The following is a 17292-nucleotide window of genomic DNA, read 5'->3' as shown; positions in this document are numbered from 1 at the left end:
GCGTGAATCGAGAAGGCCCTCGGCATCTCGTTCAGCATACGATGCCCACTTGAGAGTGACAGGTTCCGCCCCACTGAGGACCTGAAAACCCTCCCTCCACCACCCGCCGTCGACGACGAACTGATCAACATCGCGCGGATCGAGACCGTGCTCCGCCAAGACGGCAACAATGGCGTCGAGATTGTCGATGGCTTGATACCTGTAATTGTTGCCCCGCTTCTCTTGCTCGACGCAAAAGATGAGCCGTCCGTCCTCGACAAGAGCAATCGCTCCGTCATGCCTCAGTTTGATACCGCAGATACGCATAGTGCCTCCTTGCAACTCGATTTATTAAGATAAATTGGACTTCGACGGCGGCCGAGCAAGCAATCTTCGTTGATAACGCATCCTAGGAGACATGTGCGCTATGCAATCGAACACGACGGCCAGTTTCCCGTGGTCCACCATGAGACCAGCCGTGTGGGCTGGATCGATTTGCGGGCGGCATTGACCATGTAGGCGGTCTTCCCAAAATGTCCGGTCGGCCGAGCACTAGACACTGGACTCCGCTGCTGCACTTTACTCTCCGTTCCGTCTGCGAAACATGCGCAGCCGACCGCATAATTGATTCGGCGCTACAGTCGCCTTGACGATATCGGGCCGAACTGGACGTTCTGCACAAGGCCTACCTTGATTCAAACGAACTAAACCACTGGCTACGTTGCTTGGGCAGCTACCAACTCAGATAGGCTAGAGCGCGACAGAGTAGAGTGAGACGCGTCGACGTTGGCGGCCCCCATGACGGGGGCCGCGAAAGGGATAACTGGTCGATTTCGTATCCTAACCGGAGGAGTTTTTGTAACTTTACCGATGCCGCACGCAGCTCGCTGCTATTCCCAGGAACATCAGATCACGATCCTCGCGGAGGATGCCTGCGAGTGCATGCCAACGGTCCGGCTCGAGCTCCGCTCCGACGCGACTGACGAGTGCGGAGATCCTGCGCACTGACCTCGGACGAAAGAAGCTGCAACAAAGCTTCTTGGCGCTGCCGGAGTGATCTGCGCGGTGTCGGCGACCTGCTCTTTAGAAGACACTAGGAATACGCTCTCCAGAAGGGAGCAGGCCTAAGATGAGGAACGCAAGAGTCGTACCAGTCGCGTCCTCGCGACAATCAAGCGTCACGAGGGCTGGAGAGGATTGTCTTAGATTGAAGCAATTGCGATATACGGCAGTATGCGCCAACCACCGCGGTATTAACTTGATATAGATTCAAGAGAGCGCGGCCTGAGGGATATGCGTTTTCGGAGTGGTTGGCTCCTAAGGCAACCGAACCCGCTCACCCGATTTGCAGTGGTTGCCTTGCATCGGCAGTACCGGGTCGAGATGTCGGGTATCATACTCACCCGAACACAGCAAGACGTCCTGGGTTTGTCGAACTGCCCGTAAGCCAGTGGTGCATTGCGGATTGTCCTCAAGATCCTCCTCACGGCTAGTGGTTCATCACAGTGATTTTGATTCTTTGGCCGCGACTGGATAGGCGCGGCCGAGTTTGGCGCGGGCTTTGTCGGTTGTGAACATCCATTTGATGCGGGGTTTGGCTTTGTTTCGCCGCCGTTGCCATGATGCGATCTCTTTCGGAGCTTTTTGGGGTCGTCGGTGCGGCGGCCGAGACACTGGCGCTGCAGCATGCTGATCTCGCATTCGACCATGTTGAGCCAACTGGCGTGTTTCGGGGTGAAGTGGAATTCGAGGCGGCGCAGGATGCGCCGGGCCTCAGCGCTCCAGGCTTGTGGGTCGACAAATTGTCCCTGCACGACACGGATACAAGTGGCGCCGGGATAATGGACGTCGACGAGTTCACGCATGCAGTGGGCGTAGTCGACGGCAGCGCGGCGGTCGGTGACCTTGACGTTGCGCCAGCCGCGATGCGGATCGAAGGTGACGAAGAGATTGACGGTGCCGTTGCGGCGGTACTCGTAATCGTAGCGCTCGCGCTGTCCCGGCTCGGCTGGAATCGGCTGACGGACCTCGCCGATCGGCTGGAGGGGGGTCTCGTCGAAGCAGACCAGCGGCCGCGCGGGATCCGGCGCTTCAGCGTAGAGATCGAGCACGTCCTCCATGCGGGCGACGTATTCGCCATCGACCTGGAGGATGCACCACATGTCTTGGCGCCATGGCTTGAGATCGTTCTCGGCCAGCCGGCGGCGCACGGTCCCGCCCGACAGGCTGTCGTGATCGGTGAGCTTGACCATCATGTCGGCCAAAAGCGTCAGCGTCCAGCGTTTGCGGCCGGCGGGTGGCTTGGCGCATGCGGTCGCCACCAGCAGGGCCTCCTCCTTGCCGGTCAGCTTGCGCTCCGCGCCCGGACGCGGCTCCTCGCTCAAGGCCCGCTCCAGATTGCCTTCCACAAAGCGACGCTTGGTTCGGCCGACGGTGGAAAGGCTGACCCGGACGGTTCGGACAATCTCCGCGTCGCAGCGGCCGGCATCAGTCGCCAGCAAAATCTGCGCCCGCTTGAGTTTGCGGGCGGTATGCTTGCCGCCGCCGAGCATCGCCGTCAGTTCGTCGCGCTCGGCTTGGCTCAATTCGACCGATAACGTACATTCATGCTTTGCCTCCTTGTCGGAGGCCGGGACGAATCCAACGATGAGTCAAAAACCGGGCGCGCGCTTCACCGAGAAGCGGGGGCACTACCTCGCTTTCATCCATACCTATTCCTACATGTTCGGACAGCCGCCCGCCGAAGCCGACATCCAGCGCCACTTCCGCGTCAGCCCGCCTTCGGTTCACCAGTGATCGTCACCCTCGAACGAAACGGCTTCATCCGACGTCAACCTGGCGTTCCCAGAAGCATCGAAATCCTCGTGCCGGCGGAAAACTTGCCGATCCTCAGAATGGCTCGGTATCAAAACGTCAAAATCACTGTGATGAAAGCTCGATCAGGCGAGTCTTTTCCGGATGAAGCGACAATGCGAACTCCTCCAGTCGCGTTCGCATCGCATCCCAGAAGCGACGGGCGTCGTCTTCATGCTCGAAGCCGACGACGATGTCGTCGGCAAAGCGCACGATGATCATATTGCCCGTAGCGTCGCGCCGTCGCCAGCGCTCCGCCCAGAGATCGAACACAAAATGAAGGTAGACGTTGGCAAGGAGCGGCGAGATCACCGAGCCTTGGCCCGTTCCCTTATCATTGGTTGTGACAATCCCGTCTTCAAGAACGCCCGCCTTGAGCCATTTCTGGATCAGGCGGATGATGCGCTTGTCGCCGACCCGATGTTCAACGAAGCGAACCAGCCAGGATTGACTGACACGATCGAAGAACGACCGAATGTCGGCGTCCAAGATGTAGTTCACCTTCGTGCTGTTGATCCCGACAACCAACGCGTCCAGCGCATTATGCTGGCCGCGCCCCGGCCGGAAACCATAGCTAAATCCGAGGAAGTCCTCCTCGAAGATCGCGTTCAGCACGGCAGCAGTTGCGCGTTGGACGACCTTGTCTTCCAGGGCAGCCACTGCGAGCGGGCGCTGTCTGCCATCCGCCTTCGGAATATACCGACGGCGGCTTGGTTGCGCCCGGTACGCTCCCCGATGGACCGTGCGTGCAGATCTGCGAGCTTGCGATCGAGATCGGCCTCGTAGTCCCGCCACGTCACCCCATCCACCCCAGGCGCCGCCTCCCGCTTAAGCGCGAAGAACGCCGTCCTGAGCGCAGGCAGGCTGAGATGGTGGTAGAGCTCGGTGAACCGTTCCTTCTTCCTTTGCCTTGCGGCTTGACGTACGCGCTCCAGCGCCTGTGACACGCTTTCCCAGTCCTGCGCCCGGCGCGTGCTTAGCTGGTTCGCGTTCCCCTCGGCCCCCGTCCTTCGCTCCACCGCCTCCGCCGCCGGTAACCCGGCTTTGTTCGTCAGCTTCGTTGCTAATAAAACGGGGTCTGACTTCTCGAGTCCGTGCATCACCGGCTACAGCTCTTCGCTTTCCCGGTGCGGGCCCGGGCGGCCGGACCGCCCCCCGGTCAGACTCGAGATCTCCCGGTTTCCGCGCAAGGAAATCCATACATGCCAGGGTCTACGACCACGCCGGGACGTCCAGGTGCTCGCGTTATCCCACCCGTCCGCGTCGCCTTCCGCTCTGAGTACAGCGTCGACTCCCGGGACAATCTTCTTTCGCGGTTCAATGGCTGGCCTGTATGCTCCCCTGCCGACGCTTCGCCAGCGCCCTCACGGACGCTGCCGCACGGCTTGGGGCCGATGTGGGGCGCTACTCCTTCATCGTAATGGACTCTCACCATCTATTCCTTGCCGGCTTCCCGGCGCACACGCAGTAAGACTAGGCGAACGCTCAGAGCGAATATAGCGACGCGCCTCCCGGATGGGTCGCATTGAAACAACTCGGCGACGCGCGCAGCGCCAGATCCAAATTCGACCCTCAAACGGTCTCAACAGCTCGAAAGACCGCAAAACCAAAGAGGCCTTGTATACCTCGCGTGGGTCGAGCGACTGCAGATCCACGATGCAGCGCCGTAACTCGGGTGCATTGGTGGACGCACGCATGTCGTCTTTTGAATTTTTGCCGCCAACGCACGAACATCTCTGATAACGTAACGGCGTAGCGGCAGTTGCTGCGTTCGATAGGAACGTACAAAAGTCGCCATGATCAACTACTAACATTAGAGCTTGATCAAGATGACAGACGCATGGGATTTGTTGACGACAGCCGGGTGGGTCACACCTCACCTGCAAGGCACTCGGCATGCAACATCCATCACAATCTGCTTTCGCCAACAGCCCTGATCGATGCCCTACTCGTCGCCGACCGAAATGCTGCCGCTCTGGTCTGCTTCAACAACTTTTCTTCCTCATGGAAGCATATGATGGACTCTCAGGTGCGATCGGCGAGCGGCCAGGGTTCACAGGCCACTGGGCCTCGGGCCTGACGACTGCCTGCTCGCTCGGCTACCGCGATGCCAACCGAGTTTTATCGACCCAACTCGTCGACGCCGTCCAGCTCATCGCAGACCCGACCGAACTGCCCGCGCCGGTTGATGGCGATCGCGGCTTTGGAAATTTGGACAAAGCTAAGCTCTTCGCGCGCACGCTCCGCCAACGCGGCCCTGCTGGCGCGCCGCTAAACGCCAGCCGGTCTCCAACGATTAACTCCTTTCTCGAGCACCATCACCTAACCGATATTGATGAATCTTCCGGTCGGGCGCGCCCCCGAATCCGACTCTTCTACGGCATCGATGTCAAATGCGTATTCGATCGAAAGGCATTGCCGCTATTTGAGAAACAGCTCGCCGGTTTCGATGAATTCTCCTGCCTCAGCGGCTGCTACGACCTTACCAAAGCTGAAGAGCGATTTCTATCGAAGCAGATCGCGGACCGGTGACCACGCGGTTCGGATCACTTGCAAGGCTCGACAATCAGCGCAGGAGGGCGCTCATGTTAGCGCAACGGGTGTCGTTCCTTTCAGGCCTGCTTCCACCCTCGAGCTAGTCACGGTTGCTGCCGCGGTCGGACATCAGGTCATCGATCTGAGTCCGATGAAATCGTCATCGAACCGCCCGCATCCGTGCGCGAAGGAGCGATTGCTGCCCTCAATGCTAATACGAACCGCTATTCCGATTCCGTCGGCCTCAGGCCGCTTCGCAAGGCTGTCGCCGAAAGGCTTGCCGCGGAATCAAGCATCGGCTGGAATACAGAGGACATCGTAATCGCTGCGAGTGCAAATGAAGCCCTGCTCGACGCTGCATTGGCCGTGCTCGATCCGGGTGATGAGGCTATCATTATTCGTCCCTGCTGGCCGACATTTCCGCTTCAGGTTCTTCTCGCTGGCGCAACGCCCGTGTTCGTTGATGCTCGCCGCCTGAGATACGTTCCTGATATCAGTTCCATTCGCGCCGCTGTCACACCGCGGACGAAAGCCATAGTCATCAACTCGCCCAACAATCCTACCGGTGCAGTCTATGATCGAACTACTCTTCAAAATATCGGTGAGTTCGCAATCAGTTCCCAGCTCTGGATCATTTCCGATGAGCGCTACTCTCGCTTCGTATTCACCGGGGCACGCTATGAGTCGATCGTCACGACACTCCCCGACGTACGTTCACGGACGATCGTGGTCAACGCATTCTCGAATGAGCTAGCGATCACTGGCTGGTGCTTGGGTTATTTCGCAGCACCCGCGGAGATCGTTTTCGCGGCAAGGACACTGCAGAGCCATATAACAGCAAATCCAAATGTGATCGCGCAGCACGCGATCCTGCACCACCTTCAAGTCAACGACGGCAGCTTTGAGCGGGAACTCCATCAGCGCCTTGCCAATGCTCGCGACATAGGCCTTCACATCCTGTCTGATCTGCGCGACGTAGCCATGCCGCGACCGATGGCTCATTCTTCTTTCTATCTCGATCTGAGTAGGCTAATCTCAGCTTTACGGACTGAAGGTCCCATTCGATCCACCGAGGATATTGCACGATTGCTTCTGGACGAAGCCAATGTGGGATGCGTGTCCGGCGGCGCTTTTGGCGACGTGAACGGCTTACGTCTCTCCTTCGGCGCTCCACCAGATCTGTTGGAGACTGGCCTGAAACATATCGTCGGGACGCTGAACAGTCTGAGGACCCGGCAAGTAGGGATCTGAATCTCACCAGGAGGAGGATTTGAAATGCTCAATGGCACACGGGCCGTGATCCTTGCCGCAGGAATGGGCTCAAGACTGGCCCCTACACGGACGTCACTCCCAAGGCTTTGGTGGAGATAAACGGCATTCCCGATAACGCACTGCATCAGCTTTCGGCGGTCGGGACTCGGGAAGCAACGATCGTCGTTGGCTACCGCAAGGAAGCTATCGAACACCCCTGCGGCCAGTTTCGAGGATCTCGACATTGAATATGTCCACAACCTCATCTTCGATCGGTCCGGCAGCGCCTTTTTCTTTGGCTTACGCGGAACGAGCTCAACGGCGACATCGTCGTTCTCGAATGCGATATATTGTTTGGGCGCGAAGTCCTCGAACGAACACTTCAAACCGTGTCACGTAGCAAGCGAAGCGTAGCGGCGGTTGCGTCGTTTAACGCATTCGTGAGTGGCTCAGCGGTCGAGCTGGCTGAAGATGACTGAGTCCGCACCTGGTTCATCGATCAGTCGTCCGTCGAAGCGCAAGCCAGGAGCTTTTCAAGATGATAAACTTGACACGCTTCTACCGGCAACGGCTGGTTGCGCAGGGGCGCCAATCTGCTCCTGTTTGGCCCACCCGGCCTCATTTGGGAGCAGGGCTCGCTTTTGCTCCTGATCGAGAACGGATGGCGCGTCCTCTTCACCCGGACCACGACCTTGTGCAGAAGGCCCAGGTGACTCGCCGCGAACTCAACCTCAAGACCGCCATCGATCGCCTCGACCGCTTGGACCTCGTCGTCCTCGATGATCTTGCCTATGTCACCAAGAACCACGCCGAGACCAGTGTGCTGTTCTAACTCATCAGCGCACACGACGAGCGGCGCTCGATGTTGATCACTGCCGAACAATGGTTCCGGTAATGGAACAGTCTCCCCAGATGCCGCCATGACGCTCGCCACCATCGATCGCCTTGTCCACCACGCCACCATCATCGAGATGAACGTCGAAAGCTACCACTGCGATCGAGCGACGGCCCCGTCCGGGATGGCCGCCGGAGCACGCGACAGCAAGAACGCAAGCTTAATTGACGCTCCGCGACAATCAGGCGAACCTCCTCCACGGTCATATACGGAAAAAGCGCGTAATTTTGGAACACCATGCCGATGTCGCGCTTGTGCAGTGGCATGTCGATCGAGCACCCATCCAGTAGGATCGAGCCATGGGTGGGCGCCTCGAAGCCGGCGAGCATAATGAGGATCGTGGTCTTGCCAGAGCCGGATGGCCCCAGCATCATCAGAAACTCACCTCTGGCGATGTCCAATTTGAGATTCTTAACGACCCAGCGTTTCGCCGTCGTAGGTCTTCTGAACGCCGCAAAACTCCACAAAGGCATTGTTCGTGCCTCGCATCGCCCTCTTCTCTCCCCCGCGCGTCCTGGCGTTCCTGCTACTGCGGCGGTCGTCGACGACCAGACAACGATCTTCTTCTTGACGGATTGCAGCAGTTGCGTGCGCGGCCAAGATCGTAGGGATATGCCTACATGAGGCGCCTGCGCTTGGCTCACTGTTTCGCCACCTGTTCTTTTGACTCCGCGACCTCTTGGGTCGGCAGAGGGCTTCTGTGATTCAGAAAAATATTATCGACTCATGACGATGATTCTCATCGATCTGACCCTCGCATAGCCGAAATTCTGCGCATATCAGCTGTGGAGATAGATGACCCGCGAACATGGAAGGCCTTGTTTCAAGCGAGAACGATGCAGAGAGCAAGGCCATCAATAAGCTGCAGAGCTCGCTACGTGGAGCAAGCTAACGTCGACCCAGCACCGCTCTTACAACCGGCTACGGTGAACGGCACTCTTCATATCGGTTCAAGCGAGCCACGAGATCTGTGCGAGTAACCGCTGATGCTTCATGATGGTCACACTGATCGGCGGCGTGCGGTCCAATCAAAACAGCAAACGTCTCAAAAGGGAACGCACACCAGATGGCAGCTTGGGATTGTTGCGGCTCGTGCGGCAGGCTAATGCGCTGCCAGGCCGGAGTTTAGCATCGCGAGTTCGCAATCAACCGACGCGACCAGGTATCCCGAGCAGGCGCTTGTTCAATTCATCGTATCTACTTGCACCCGCTCCTCACTATTGCAATGTCAAGTTCGCGCGTCAAAAGCCCTGATCACTCGGCAGAACCGGACTACTAGGCTAGGCTCCGGTGAGGCTTTGGCCAATCATGACGGCCTTGGCCCGATTGCAAGGAGCTTGAGGATATCGTTACCTCGCTGACGCCGCGATCCCCAATTAACAGTGATCTATTTTCCGATCGGCGGCACGGCGCTATCTAGGTTGCGCCGAGATTTGGGATGGCGACGCCATCGGGGCCGATCTTTGCCGCGAAGATCGCATGGTCGGTCCGAAGAATGCCCTTCGAGATAATATTGCCCTGCCTCAGATTGCGCGGTCCCGACGCATATAATCGCAGGCAAGAACCGAAGCAGCGCTCATAATCAAGCCGCGCTCTCCCCCGATAAGCTGCTGCAAGAGGCCGGATGATTCGCGAACGACGGAACTTCGCCAGCCGCAACGAGCGAGGTGGACAGAGCGCCCGGATCGGACGCGCGGGATCGTTACCGACCAGCAAACTCGTTCAATATGCGCCGGTCGCCGAAGAATCAAGTCGACCGTATTCATCGAATGATCTAACATTCCATATGTGGTGGCCGACAACGCTGAAACTTCGCAAGGGGAGCATAGCAGCTGGCTGTCACCTCAATCAGGGCAGCGTTGGTGCTATTCCAGAAGGACTGCGGAACACTTCATTCTGAAGGACTATGATTCCCGTTCAAGGACTATGATTCCGAGGCGCGTTGCAATCCGAACGCAGTACTGTGCATCAAACGCGGCGCGCTCGGGTCGTCCACCCCATGCAAGACCCGTTCAGAGTGTAGAGCCTCGCTTCTAGGTCCTTACGACTGAATGGCCGAGATCACGCCTTCAGCATCAATTGGTTCACGGGGAACTGGTTGGTTCTTATCGGCTATCGGTCAATGGCCTGCGCATCTCAGTGATAGTGAGCGGCGATTTCACGCGATGGAGAGCAGTTGTTTTCGCACGGTCATGAGCGGCCGCTTTGAGCGACAGGGTGAGGCGTTTGGATTTGCGTCAAGACTTTGATTGCGGGCGTTTTGTCTTCGCATGCTTTCTCCGGTGAGTTGAAGGCGGTGAGCGTTGTGAACGAGGAGATCCAGAATGGCGTGGCCAAGGATGGGATCATACAAAAGCAGGTACAGCCAAAGCCGTCGGGATTGGCGGCGCGATACTTTTCCTACAACAGCAGGCGTGTCACGTTGCGGTGGCGCAATTCTTTCTCGACATAAACCCAATCGGGTGCCGGTCGCCGGTCGCTTTGCGACGTTGCCGTGGGCGCCGGGATAGCAACAGCTCTAGGTGGTGTGGACTCTAAGGATTCCCTTTTAGGAGCAAATCAGATTCAAGACTGCTTTTGGGAGGCAGTCTTGGGTGTGATGGACCGGTTGGTTTTGAGCGACGCGGCATGGGAGCGGATGGCGCCTCTGATCATGGGCCGCCCCGACCAGAAGGGTTCGACCGGCCGCGACAACCGGATGTTCGTGGAAGGTGTGCTTTGGATCGTGCGTACGGGCTCTCCTTGGCGTGACCTTCCCGAAGCGTTCGGGGATTGGAACAGCGTGTTCCGGCGCTTCAGTCGATTGAGCATCAAGGTGTTTGGTGGCGGATCTTCAAGGCGATGTCCGATGATCCGGACTTCGAATATCTGATCGTCGATTCCACTATCGTATGAGCCCATCAGCACGCTGCCGGGGCGAAAAGAGGGGGTCTGAAGATCAGGCGCTTGGCCGCTCGCGCGGCGGCCTAAGCACCAAGATACATCTGGCCGTTCGCGGCCTGGGATGTCCCGTGCGGTTCACCCTCACCGCAGGTCAGAAGGGCGATGCACCGCAAGCCGCCGCATTGATCGAGGGATTACCTGCCGAGGTCGTCATGGCCAATACGGCCTATGACGCCGATCACTTGCGCCAAGCCATCGCTGCCAAAGGCGCGCTCGCCGTCATCCCCAACAACCCGTCACGCGCGCTCAAATATCCGCTCGACAAGCATCTCTATGCCCAGCGCCATCTCGTCGAATGCTGCTTCTCCAAGCTCAAGCAGTTCCGCCGCGTCGCAACCCGCTTCGAAAAAACCGCCCGAAATTACCGCGCCGTCGTCACTCTCGCTGCCATCGTCCTATGGCTGCGATAAGTGTCCACACCACCTAGCCCTTCGTCGTCGCCCATGTCCTCCGGCAGCGGCCAGGTCAGGCCCGCAAGGCGTGCGCGCCGCACATAACCGTTCACGACGCCATTGCTCACCCCCAACATCCGCGCAATGACCCGCTCGGTCAGGCCTGCTGCCTCGGACGTAGAACTTCTCTGATCCGGCGCACTCGCTGGGTAAGCATCAGGCTTCCTCATTGGTTGAATGAGAAACCCATAGCCGGTTGAGTTGTCGGTCGAAGCGTCCGAAAGGGTGGTGTTCATCTTGAGATCCGTGCACCTGTACCACGCCGGCGTCGGGCCAATGCGGCACCCAAGCGAACCAACCGCGCAAACGATCTGCACTTGGGTGGCACAACCCGATCGCGGCTCCGGCATGCGCCACGACAGCTGTCACCACGAGCGAGTGCGATAAGCTCACGCGGCCTCGTCGCGGGAACCGTCAGACTACGCCGAGAGCTTCTTCGCCACGCTCTACTCGCCTGCTTTGCGGTCATCGTGTTCGCCTGCGTCGACGTGAACTAGCATCTGCTCGCCCGTAGCCGCCGGCCCCTCCCCCCTCGCGCGTGAGCTCGTACAAGGGGCCAAGCAAAATGGAAGTCGCCTGATCGTATGCTTAATCAAAACCGTGCTGTGGAAGAGATGATGACTGCGCTTATGGCCCAAAACGTGTTTGAAATGCCCTCTCAAGTAGGCAAATACTCGCGACTCCAGCTTTCGCTTATAGCGCCCGCCGCGAGCAACCTGTCTATTTCGGCTTCGGAGTATTGCAACCACCGCAGAACCTGCCGCGTCGAGGCGCCGTACTTTTTTGCGGCATCCAGCGCATAGATCTTTCCGACCGCCAAGCGGATCGCGTAGGGATCAACCTGCGTTACGGCACGTCCACTGGGATGGTCACGACATGTTGAGAAGGAGTAGCTGCCCTGTTCGGTCCCCAGAGTACCATCCGCAGGCCTCGAACTTGCTGATCGGATGGCCGCGATATCCTCGCAGATCGCGGCCCCGATATCGGCTGCATTAAATCTCGACAACCATTGCTCAGCGGAAATCTTCGCGATCGCCTTGGCAAGGAAGGATGCCCGGTCCACCTTCGGCACACCAGCAAGTCCTTCAAGGCCCTCGACCTGGGCAAGGCGAGGCAGATCACCTTCTAAGGCGCTGAGCAGAAGGCTTCGGCCTGAAGCCGTCTGATAAAGGCGGGTCAGAGCATCATAGCCTTTGGCATCGGGCCCGGCCGGCTCGTCGAATTGTCTGCGCCCTTCATAATCGTAACAGAATGGCATCTGCACTAGGCAGGAGAGTGCCGACAGCGACGTCCTGGCCCGCCCTGCGTGGCCGGTCCTGACCTTCTGATAGAGCGCGACAGCAACCCCGAGAGCTGCGCCGAACCCGCCCATCACGTCGATCGTCCCGATGGGCACGTGCTCCTCGGGCGTATCGGCGGAACCACCGAATCTTAGCATGATGCCAGTTGCCGCCTGGACGTTGTTTTCATAACCGAGATAATCACTGCGTGGGCCGCGACGGACGCCGCCGAAGCAATCGAGCTGGCAGAAGATCGCGTCCTGATTGAGCGCTTTCAGGCCTTCTAAGTCGAGCCCCATGAGCTTGACCTGCCGATCAGGCGCATTCCAGACCACGACATCAACCGACTTCACCAGCCTCTCGAACACCTCCCGGCCGCCGGATGAGCCGATATCCACCAGAACCGAACGCTTGCCGCGCATATGGATCATACCGAATATCACCGCGACAGAAGGGTCGTAAAGCGGGCTCGCTGGGTCGATCTTGATCACCTCCGCTCCGAAACGCGCGAGATAGTATGTCGAATGCGGGCCAGCAACGACATTGCAAAGATCGAGAACCCGTACGCCGTCAAGCCATCCCACCGATGTCTCGGCAGGCCGGACCGCCGGCTGCCTAGCAGGGATCGCCGAGAGCACGGCGACTGCTTGGTCGAAGGAAACCCATTTCCGCGGCGCCGGGTTCAGCGGCGCTTCGCCGCTTTCCTCCAGCCAAGCCACTGGTCCTGGCTGGATCATCCTTCCATACACGGGATCATCGACCTCGATCATCAGACCTGCGCATTTTGCATGATGATCGCTGATCCATTCCTGCAACCAACGCTGCGGCGCAGCGGGGATCCGGCTTTCACCGAAGATGCGCTCCCACTCCTTTGCAGTTCGGGTCAGGAAGACGGTCTTCATCCTTTGGGCGATCTTGTCGGCCCAGTTTTTCGGCAGATAGGCACCCAGTGAGACCTCGGATCGCCATTCGCTGACAGGAATATAAACATCGGCGTCCTGTGCAAGCCCCTCGGCCACGAGTTCGTCATAGAGTCCCAGAACCTGTAAGCAGCGCTTGGAATGCAGCTTGTGGCCCGAACAGAGGAGATAGAACATGCGCCCGTCTTTGCACTTGTAATTGCGGCAAAATGGATCGAGCAGTTCCTGCGCGGACTCGTAGGAGAGATCCATCTGCAAGCCTGCTTCACGCCGACGCTCGATCTCACGCTCACGTTGCGATTTGTAGCGAACAGGACAGTCGTCTATGCTGATCGAGTTGTAGGCGAGGCCTTCCATGAGTGCGCATGCAAGAGGCACTTCGATGTGGTCGCCAATCCCGGTGCGCTCCCGCGCCTGAAGAGCCAGCACCGTGGCCGATACCGCTAACATCGTGCCGTGGGCGGATGCCAGAGGCAGCGGCGAGAAAGACGGATTTACGCCCGCCAAAACACGGTTCAGCGACGTAGCAGTAAATACCCCCGATGATGCCGCGATCACGGCCTCGAAGGCGCGCCACTCGCGACGGAGTTGATCGTTGGAAGCAAAGCCCGGAATGGACACGGTGATCAAGTCCGGCCGCAGCCGGCGCAGGGCCGTGAAATCGATTCCGAGCGCACTCAGCACCTCCGGGCGGAAATTCTCGACTACGATATCCGCTTCCCCAATTAGAGTCTGCGCCTGTGACACGCCCTCTTCAGTTTTCAAGTCGATCGGAACGATCAGCTTGTTTCGATTGAGGGTGGCATTGGCCGGGCTGTCCCAGAGGGGACCGGATGGCGGGTCGATATGCACAACGGTGGCGCCAAGATCGGCGAGGATCATCGCCACCGCCGGGCCGGCAATGTACTGGCCGAAATCCACGACCTTGACGCCGAAGAGAGGAAGGTTTGAACGTCGCGTTGCTATCACTTTGCCGGTTGCCCGCGAAGGGTTTGACGGGTCGTCACGCATGCCGATGGGTTGGCTTGTCCCAAGGCTGGGCCAAACCAGGCCGCAATAAAATAGTATGAGCTAGGGATCTAAATTGACTGATATAGCCCGTCGCGGAGCACAAATTCTGCGCCCGATCGCTAAACGTGAAGCTTTTATCTCGCCATCCCCGTTCGCCGGCTCGCAGGCTGCAACCTGTCCGATTGGATTTTCAGCAGTCGGCATATCTCGGGACTGTTCACTGCGATAGCGCCTGCATTCCCCGACGGACAAACAAGCCGTCAGAGTAAGGCATGAACGCAGGCCAATCAGCTGGAGTTCAGACAGCGACGTGCGTTCCGTGGGCACGCTCGGTGCTGTCGGATTGGAGGTGCGCTTCGTCTGCGTGACAAACAGCGACGGGTTGCGCCAAGAAATGACATCTGCGCCGGCGCTCGAGCCGCATAGCATGCTTCCAAGAAATTCCCTGGTGGCTACCGATTGCCCACCGAGCTCATTCAGCACGACGGGACGCCTTCCTTGGCGAATAATTTTGCTTAGGCCTCGCCGAGGCCACCGCCAGCTCCGGTAATCACCTTTGTCTTTCCAAATGTCTGCCAGGCGAGCGCCGCGGCGCTGCCGGAAGATGGTCTGTCCACTCTTGAGGACGGTCGCGTTGCGCGGTGCGAGCCAAATGAGATGGCTTTCCACAGCGACCAAGTTGCGCCTCGATAGGTCCGCAAAGCGCGCCCCTGTTTGCTCTCAGCGCGCTCTAAAACGGGGCTTGCGCTTCTCGAGGAAAGCCGCAATCCCCTCCTTGTAATCCTCGGTCATGCAGGTCAATGCCAACTGATCAAGCTCCATGTGGCTCGCGAGATCGTCAAGCGCACCGGATAGACGATTGACCGTGTGCTTGGTCATGGCGACCGGGAGCGGCGGCTGGGCGGCAACCTTCTCGGCGAGTTCCATCGCCGCTTGAAAGCTCGCCCCGGGATCTGTCACCTGCTCCACCAACCCCCACTCGTAGGCCTCTGCCGCGGAGATCCGCTGGTCGGCGAGGATGATCGCCTGCTTGGTGCGCGCTGGACCGATCAGCTGCAGCATGCGCGGGATGGTTTGCCAGCTCATATTCATACCGAGCGCGATCTCAGGTACGCGGACATGAGCGTCGCTCGCCATGATCCGCAAGTCGAGGGCGACGGCAAGCGCGACAGCGCCTCCGATGCAAAATCCTTCGATCGCGGCAATCGTCACCTGTTCCATCTCGTACCAGGCGCGGGTTAGCCGCGGTCCGATCCGGAATTGTCTACGCAGCGCGGCCAAGTCCATAGCTGCATCTGAATCGGCCTTACCGCTTTTCAGATCGGCGCCCGCACTGAAAGCCTTCGCGCCAGTCAGGATCACGACTGAGGTTTTGGTGTCGTCGTCGAAACTCTCAGCAGCTCTCGTCAGCTCGCGAGTTGCGCCATCAGACAGCGCGTTGATGCGATCGCCACGGTCGAACCGCACCACCGCAATGCGCCCCTCCGGGCCGAGCCCTTTCTCGATCTTTACAAAATTCGCCGAATTCCCGTTCGTGTTTTTGTCTGGCATTTTGCTTTCCGTGAAAAGTCCCTATGGCGCTATGGCTGCCCTCATTTCAAAACAACCGACGCCGGTTACGTTTGGCTCATGCTCGCCTTCATCCGAGCGATACGCTCGTCACGCAACTGTGTCCGGCGCACCTTGCCCGCCTCATTGCGAAGCGGCTCTGCGACAAACTCGATGGTGCGCGGGAGCTTGTAGGTCACCAGCCGCTCAGCCAAATGCGCTAGCAGCGCCTGGTCGGTCAGTCCGGGGCGAGCCTGGACGATCGCGTGGATGGACGAGCCCATGTCCTCGTGTGGCAGGCCGACCACGGCGCTCGATATCACCAGTGGGTGCTCGTCGATTGCTGCCTCGACCTCGGCCGGATAGACGTTAGCGCCGCCGACCAGAAACATGTCTGTGCGCCGATCGGCCAGGTAGAGGTAGCCATCGGCGTCGAAATAGCCGACGTCGCCGAGACTTTCCCAACCGCCCGCCAGCGTCCGGGCCGTGGCGCCGCGGTAGTGATATGACGGCGGCGCCCGGTCGGGGCGGCGCATGTAGATCTCGCCCACCTGGCCCGGCGGCAGCACGTTTCCGTTGGTGTCGAAGGCCTTCATTTCGCCCACCTTCACTCGGCCGACTGAGCCGCGGTGATGAAGCCATTCGCTTCCGGTGATTGTGGTCCAAGCTATGCCTTCGCTTCCGCCATACGTCTCCATGATCACTTCGGGACCCAGCCACTCGATGAAGGCCTCCTTGAGCCACGGCGGGCAGGGCGCAGCCAAGTGCCATAGCGTCCGTAGCGATGAGAGGTCATAGCGGACTCGCACATCTTCCGGCAGTCGCCAGATCCGGCTCATCATGGTGGGTACCATATAGACCCAAGTCGCCCTGTATCGCGCGATCTCGGCCAGGAGGCCTTCCGCATCAAAGCGGGGCATCAGTACCAGATGAGTGTTGCGGATTAGCGCCTCCAAGGCGAACCAGAAAGGCCCGCTATGATAGAGCGGTGCAGGAATCAGCGTCGTGTCGCCCGGGCCCAAGCGCCAGACGCCCGCGTCATCGAGTTCAGTGGGGGTCACACCGCACGAACCAGACAGGACCAGCTTGGGTCGCCCGGTCGACCCGCCGGAGGTCAGAGCACCCGAAACCGGGGCCACACGCGAACCAACCGGCCGGTCATCGTCGGATAGCGCGAGGAGGTCGTCGACCGTGACGCGCCGCCGGTCAGTCTCCATATCCGGCAATGCGATCACCACCGGCGGCGCAGCGAGGTCGACTATGGCGCGCAGTTCGGTTTTCGGCAGTCGAAAGGATACCGGTTGCGGTGTCGCGCCCAGCTTCCAGACGCCCCAGCAGGCCTCAATGAAATTGATGCCGTTCGGCAGACCGATGGTGACGAAGTCGCCTAGCTTGACGCCCAGCCCTTCCAGGGCGCGAGCGACGCGGTTGGCTCGCGCCTCCAACTGGCCGCAGGTGAGGGTGGTCTCGCCGCAACTGACCGCCGGGGCGTCCGGCGTCGCCTGGGCGCGGCGGGACAGCTTCTCTCCCAAGGAGATCATGTCTTCAGCCATCTGTCACAAACGTCCTTTTCCTTCTGCCGATTCTGGGCACATGAGCGATACACCCACCTCCACCCCAGAGGC

General features: G+C 59.3%; 10 protein-coding genes and 5 pseudogenes. 5 read left to right on the top strand and 10 right to left on the bottom strand.

From position 1 onward, the window contains the following. Together HCN58_RS34415 and HCN58_RS34410 are read right to left on the bottom strand one after the other, a co-directional pair. Positions 1–306, bottom strand: a 306-nt coding sequence (locus HCN58_RS34415; protein WP_283814688.1) for a carbamoyltransferase N-terminal domain-containing protein, incomplete at its 3' end; no start/stop codon positions are given. A 926-nt stretch (positions 307–1232) separates the two neighbouring features. Further along, the gene (locus tag HCN58_RS34410) at positions 1233–2564 is read right to left on the bottom strand and encodes an IS630 family transposase (RefSeq protein ID WP_235984139.1); all 1332 of its coding nucleotides are present in this window, start codon (positions 2562–2564) and stop codon (positions 1233–1235) included. Positions 2565–2625: 61 nt separating this feature from the next. Here HCN58_RS34410 and HCN58_RS37280 point away from each other — a divergent pair, with 61 nt between their 5' ends. After that, a complete protein-coding gene (locus HCN58_RS37280) occupies positions 2626–2775 on the top strand; it encodes a hypothetical protein (RefSeq protein ID WP_311966941.1) in 150 nt (49 codons plus the stop codon). A 123-nt stretch (positions 2776–2898) separates the two neighbouring features. Here HCN58_RS37280 and HCN58_RS37675 read toward each other — a convergent pair whose 3' ends face one another. Further along, positions 2899–3492: a reverse transcriptase domain-containing protein gene (locus tag HCN58_RS37675; RefSeq protein ID WP_376701257.1), complete on the bottom strand. Its 594-nt coding sequence runs from the start codon at positions 3490–3492 to the stop codon at positions 2899–2901. Then, the gene (locus HCN58_RS37670) at positions 3441–3932 is read right to left on the bottom strand and encodes a hypothetical protein (RefSeq protein WP_376701256.1); all 492 of its coding nucleotides are present in this window, start codon (positions 3930–3932) and stop codon (positions 3441–3443) included. Before HCN58_RS37670 ends, HCN58_RS37675 begins: the two co-directional genes overlap by 52 nt. A 796-nt stretch (positions 3933–4728) precedes the next feature. On the opposite strand from HCN58_RS37670, the gene HCN58_RS34395 reads away from it, so the two are divergent. The 3 genes and pseudogenes from HCN58_RS34395 to HCN58_RS37850 form a co-directional block, all read left to right on the top strand. Further along, positions 4729–5364 carry an isocitrate lyase/phosphoenolpyruvate mutase family protein gene (locus HCN58_RS34395; RefSeq protein ID WP_171583759.1) on the top strand — a complete coding sequence of 212 codons (636 nt, stop codon included), beginning with the start codon at positions 4729–4731 and terminating at the stop codon, positions 5362–5364. Between the two features lie 183 nt (positions 5365–5547). Further along, the gene (locus HCN58_RS34390; protein WP_311966940.1) at positions 5548–6618 is read left to right on the top strand and encodes an aminotransferase class I/II-fold pyridoxal phosphate-dependent enzyme; all 1071 of its coding nucleotides are present in this window, start codon (positions 5548–5550) and stop codon (positions 6616–6618) included. Between the two features lie 557 nt (positions 6619–7175). After that, positions 7176–7614: pseudogene (locus HCN58_RS37850) on the top strand (ATP-binding protein); the annotation flags it as partial. Positions 7615–7704: 90 nt separating this feature from the next. Here HCN58_RS37850 and HCN58_RS34380 read toward each other — a convergent pair. Beyond that, positions 7705–8002, bottom strand: a pseudogene (locus HCN58_RS34380) (ATP-binding cassette domain-containing protein); the annotation flags it as partial. Between the two features lie 1771 nt (positions 8003–9773). Further along, a pseudogene (locus tag HCN58_RS35415) lies at positions 9774–9869 on the bottom strand (ATP-binding protein); the annotation flags it as partial. A 234-nt stretch (positions 9870–10103) separates the two neighbouring features. Here HCN58_RS35415 and HCN58_RS34375 point away from each other — a divergent pair. Next, positions 10104–10866 (top strand): annotated as a pseudogene (locus HCN58_RS34375) (IS5 family transposase). A gap of 20 nt (positions 10867–10886) precedes the next feature. Here the strand turns inward: HCN58_RS34375 and HCN58_RS36505 are convergent. The 4 genes and pseudogenes from HCN58_RS36505 to HCN58_RS34360 all read right to left on the bottom strand — a co-directional run. Beyond that, a pseudogene (locus HCN58_RS36505) lies at positions 10887–11065 on the bottom strand (IS21 family transposase); the annotation flags it as partial. A 501-nt stretch (positions 11066–11566) separates the two neighbouring features. Next, positions 11567–14119 carry a CoA transferase gene (locus HCN58_RS34370; protein WP_171583758.1) on the bottom strand — a complete coding sequence of 851 codons (2553 nt, stop codon included), beginning with the start codon at positions 14117–14119 and terminating at the stop codon, positions 11567–11569. 720 nt (positions 14120–14839) lie between these two features. Further along, positions 14840–15670: an enoyl-CoA hydratase/isomerase family protein gene (locus HCN58_RS34365; protein WP_171583757.1), complete on the bottom strand. Its 831-nt coding sequence runs from the start codon at positions 15668–15670 to the stop codon at positions 14840–14842. Positions 15671–15735: 65 nt separating this feature from the next. Further along, positions 15736–17220, bottom strand: coding sequence for an AMP-binding protein (locus tag HCN58_RS34360; RefSeq protein WP_171583756.1), 1485 nt, complete (start codon positions 17218–17220; stop codon positions 15736–15738). Positions 17221–17292 lie beyond the last annotated feature (72 nt).

This window comes from Bradyrhizobium australiense, assembly GCF_013114825.1.
Classification (GTDB): Bacteria; Pseudomonadota; Alphaproteobacteria; order Rhizobiales; family Xanthobacteraceae; genus Bradyrhizobium; species Bradyrhizobium australiense.
Note: the sequence above shows the minus strand (reverse complement) of the source record. Positions and strands in the feature narration are given on the sequence as shown.